This is a genomic window from Rhodococcus sp. 7Tela_A2 (genome assembly GCF_049311045.1).
GTDB lineage: Bacteria > Actinomycetota > Actinomycetes > Mycobacteriales > Mycobacteriaceae > Rhodococcus.
On record NZ_JAXION010000195.1, the window covers coordinates 1 to 3889 of the forward strand.

Sequence of the window (3889 nt, forward strand, 5' to 3'; positions counted from 1 at the left end):
CCCACCCCGCGGTGGGGGGGCCCCCGGCTGTGGACTATGAACTCGCTCAGTGCTTCTCGGGACCGATGTGGTACTCGAACACCAGGCCGGCCGACGCCGCGAGGATCAGCACCACGGCACCCGCGATCATCCAGGGCTGGAAGAACGCCAGCGAGATGGCGGCGAAGGATGCCGACGCGGCCAGCAGGATGGGCCAGAAGCTGCCCGCGCTGAAGAATCCGAGGTCGCCGGCGCCATCGCTGATCTCGGCATCCTCGTAGTCCTCGGGGCGAGTGTCGAGACGCCGAGCCACGAACCGGAAGTACGTTCCGATGATGAGGGTCAGTCCGGCGGAGAGCACGATGCCGGTGAGACCCGCCCACTCGATGCCCGTACGGGACAATCCTGTGAAGGTTCCGTACACGATCGCGACGAGCACGAAGAACACCGTCGTCACTTCGAAGAGCTTGGCTTCGATTTTCATATCAGCACTTGTCCTTGTCGATGAAAGGCGAAGAGACGGGTCACTCGCTGGCGCCGGATGCGGAACGGTCGGTGCGATCGGTCTTGAACGGGACCGTCGACGTGGCGACGGGGCTCTGGCCGATGGCCTCGAGTGCGGCGGCGTTGGACAGACCCTGTCCGCCGTCCTCGACAGGCTTACGAAGGTCGATGAAGCGTGCGAAGTCCTCGGGGCTCACCGCGCGGACCTCGAAGTTCATCATCGCGTGGTAGGTGCCGCACATCTCCGCGCAGCGACCGACGAAGGCGCCCTCACGCTCGATCTCCGAGATCTGGAAGACCGGGTCGGAGTTGTTCTGGATCGGGTTCGGGTTCACGTCACGCTTGAACAGGAACTCGGGGACCCAGAACGAGTGGATGACGTCCGACGACGCGAGGTAGAACTCGATCCGCTTGCCGGTCGGGAGGACCAGGACGGGAACCTCGTTGCTGGTGCCGATCGTCTCGATCTTGTCGTAGTGCAGGTAGGACAGGTCTTCGACCGGGGCACCGTGGATCGGGCCGAGTTCGGCGTGCGCATCCTCCGCATTGGGGATGTCGATCTGCACTGCTTCCTCGGCGGCCTCGTCGATGCCGTTGTACGGCTGACTTCCGTCCTGGAGGTCGATCGAGCGGTAACCGAACTTCCAGTTCCACTGGAAACCGGTGACGTCGACGACGACGTTGGGGTTGTCTTCCTTCTCCAGGACGTAGTTCTGCACCACGACCGTGAAGTAGAAGAGGACACACACAGCAACGAACGGCGCCGCCGTGTACGCGAGCTCGAGCGGCACGTTGTATGCCGTCTGCCGCGGGAACTCCGGGGAGTCCTTCCGTCGCCGGTAGGCGATGATCACCCAGAAGGTGAGGGCCCACACGAGAATTCCCATGACGAGGGCGGCGACAACCGACCACGTCCACAGGTCACGCATACGCTCGGCTTGGGGGGTCACGCCCTCCGGCCAGCCGAAACGAAGGACTTCTTCGCTCGAACACCCGGTCAGCACCAAGGCTGCAATGCCGAGTGATGCTGCGAGCCCGAACCGCCGAAGGATCCGACCTTGCGCCACGTTCACGCCTTCCTGATCGCTGCAATTTCAGTAGGGCACACCAAGAGGGCCAGCCCAATTACTACGCAGCGTAGACCAAACCCGGCCGCTATCCATCCTCGGGGCACGAAGAAAGTGTCGCGCCTGGGGATTCGCCCGGAACGTACCGACGTGACGACGGTTTTTGCGCGGTGCCGCCCGCTCGCCCTCCCGGCTGACTGCGGCATACTCCAAGGGAACAACGACGAACGTCGGCGAACAGTTCCCACGGCCCCTGAGCGGTGGTCGCCGGCTGGTTCGCTTCTGACACCCCGACCGGAATGAGGTACCGAACGCGTGTGCGGCTTGCTCGGGTTTCTGACCACCGACGGCACCAGCGACGAGGCCGTCGCCCAGGTGGCGTCCGCAATGCACTGCCTCCGGCATCGCGGCCCGGACGAACACGGCACCTGGAATGATGCCGATCTCGTCTTCGGGTTCAACCGCCTGTCGATCATCGACATCGCCCATTCGCATCAGCCTCTGCGCTGGGGGCCTCCGGAGCAGCCCGACCGGTATGCCCTGACCTTCAACGGCGAGATCTACAACTATCTCGAACTGCGCAAGGAACTCGCCGACGAGTTCGGGGCGACGTTCGAGACCGAAGGCGACAGCGAGACCATCGTCGCGGCGTACCACCACTGGGGCGCCGAGGCCGTGCGCCGCCTGCGCGGAATGTTCGCGTTCGCGATCTGGGACACCGTGAACCGTGAGCTGTTCCTGGCACGCGACCCGTTCGGCATCAAGCCGCTGTTCCTCGCGACCGGCACCGCCGGCACCGCGTTCGGCAGCGAGAAGAAGAGCCTTCTCGAACTGGCCGACCTGATCGGCATCGGTACCGAACTCGATCCGCGGGCAGTGGAGCACTACACGGTCCTGCAGTACGTGCCCGAGCCCGAATCGCTCCACAAGGAGATCCGCCGGCTCGAGTCGGGTTGCTACGCGCGACTGACCCCGGGAGCGGAGCCCGAGATCACGCGGTACTTCGAACCGACCTTCCCGGTGCGGCCCTTCGCGGCAGGCCGCGAGCAGGATCGCTACCGCGAGATCGCCGACGCGCTCGAGGATTCTGTCGCCAAGCACATGCGCGCGGACGTGACGGTGGGTTCGTTCCTGTCCGGTGGCATCGACTCCACCGCCATTGCGGCTCTGGCGATGCGCCACAATCCGAACCTCATCACGTTCACGGCCGGCTTCGAGCGGGAGGGATATTCGGAGGTCGACGTGGCCGCCGAGTCCGCCGCCGCGATCGGTGCGCGCCACGTGGTGCGGGTCGTCTCCCCCGCCGAGTTCGCCGCGGCCATTCCCGAGATCGTCTGGTACCTCGACGACCCTGTCGCCGACCCGGCGCTGGTGCCGCTCTGGTTCATCGCCAAGGAGGCCCGCAAGCACGTCAAGGTGGTGCTCTCGGGCGAGGGCGCCGACGAACTGTTCGGCGGTTACACGATCTACCGGGAGCCGCTGTCGCTACGACCGTTCGAGTTCCTGCCTCCGGCGCTGCGCCGCGCCGCAGGCAGACTGTCCGACCGTATTCCCGAGGGAACCCGGGGCAAGAGCCTGCTGCATCGCGGGTCGATGCCGCTCGAGGAGCGCTACTACGGCAACGCGCGGAGCTTCAGCGACGCGCAACTGCGGTCGGTGCTGCGCGAGTTCCGGCCCGAGTGGACGCACCAGGACGTCACCGCGCCCATCTATGCGCGGTCGGTGGGCTGGGATCCCGTCGCCCGCATGCAGCACCTGGACCTGTTCACGTGGCTGCGCGGCGACATCCTCGTCAAGGCCGACAAGATGACCATGGCGAATTCCCTCGAGCTGCGCGTCCCGTTCCTCGATCCCGAGGTGTACCGCGTGGCGTCGCAGGTCCCGCTGGACCAGAAGATCACCAAGGACACCACCAAGTACGCGCTGCGTAAATCGCTCGAGGGCATCGTCCCGTCCCATGTCCTGCACCGCGCGAAGCTCGGGTTCCCGGTGCCGCTGCGGCACTGGCTCGCCGGCACCGAGCTGTTCGACTGGGCGCATCAGGTGATCGCCGAGTCCGGCACCGACCACCTGATCGACAAGGCCGCGGTGACGAAGATGCTCGACGACCATCGCGTCGGCACGGTCGACCACAGCCGCCGGCTGTGGACCGTGCTGGTGTTCATGATCTGGCACGGCATCTTCGTCGAGGAGCGCATCGTTCCGCAGATCCAGGAACCGGCGTACCCCGTCGAGGTCTAGGCACCACACGCACCAGGACAGACGGTCGGGGGGGGGGGGGGGGGGGGGGGGGGGGGGGGGGGGGGGGGGGGGGGGGGGGGGGGGGGGGGGGGGGGGGG

The 3889-nt window shown here is 66.2% G+C and carries 3 protein-coding genes; 1 reads left to right on the plus strand and 2 read right to left on the minus strand.

Annotated features, from left to right (window positions below):
• Nucleotides 1-46 precede the first annotated feature (46 nt).
• Both TVH25_RS20975 and TVH25_RS20980 read right to left on the minus strand, forming a co-directional pair.
• Nucleotides 47-463 carry a cytochrome c oxidase subunit 4 gene (locus tag TVH25_RS20975; protein WP_169620203.1) on the minus strand — a complete coding sequence of 139 codons (417 nt, stop codon included), beginning with the start codon at nt 461-463 and terminating at the stop codon, nt 47-49.
• 40 nt (nt 464-503) lie between these two features.
• Complete coding sequence (locus TVH25_RS20980) at nt 504-1556, minus strand: cytochrome c oxidase subunit II (RefSeq protein ID WP_169620204.1); 1053 nt, start codon at nt 1554-1556, stop codon at nt 504-506.
• Between the two features lie 309 nt (nt 1557-1865).
• Between TVH25_RS20980 and asnB the strand changes: the two genes are divergently transcribed.
• Nucleotides 1866-3791 (plus strand): asparagine synthase (glutamine-hydrolyzing), encoded by a 1926-nt coding sequence (gene asnB, locus TVH25_RS20985; protein ID WP_169620205.1) that lies wholly within the window; start codon nt 1866-1868, stop codon nt 3789-3791.
• The last annotated feature ends 98 nt before the right edge of the window (nt 3792-3889 follow it).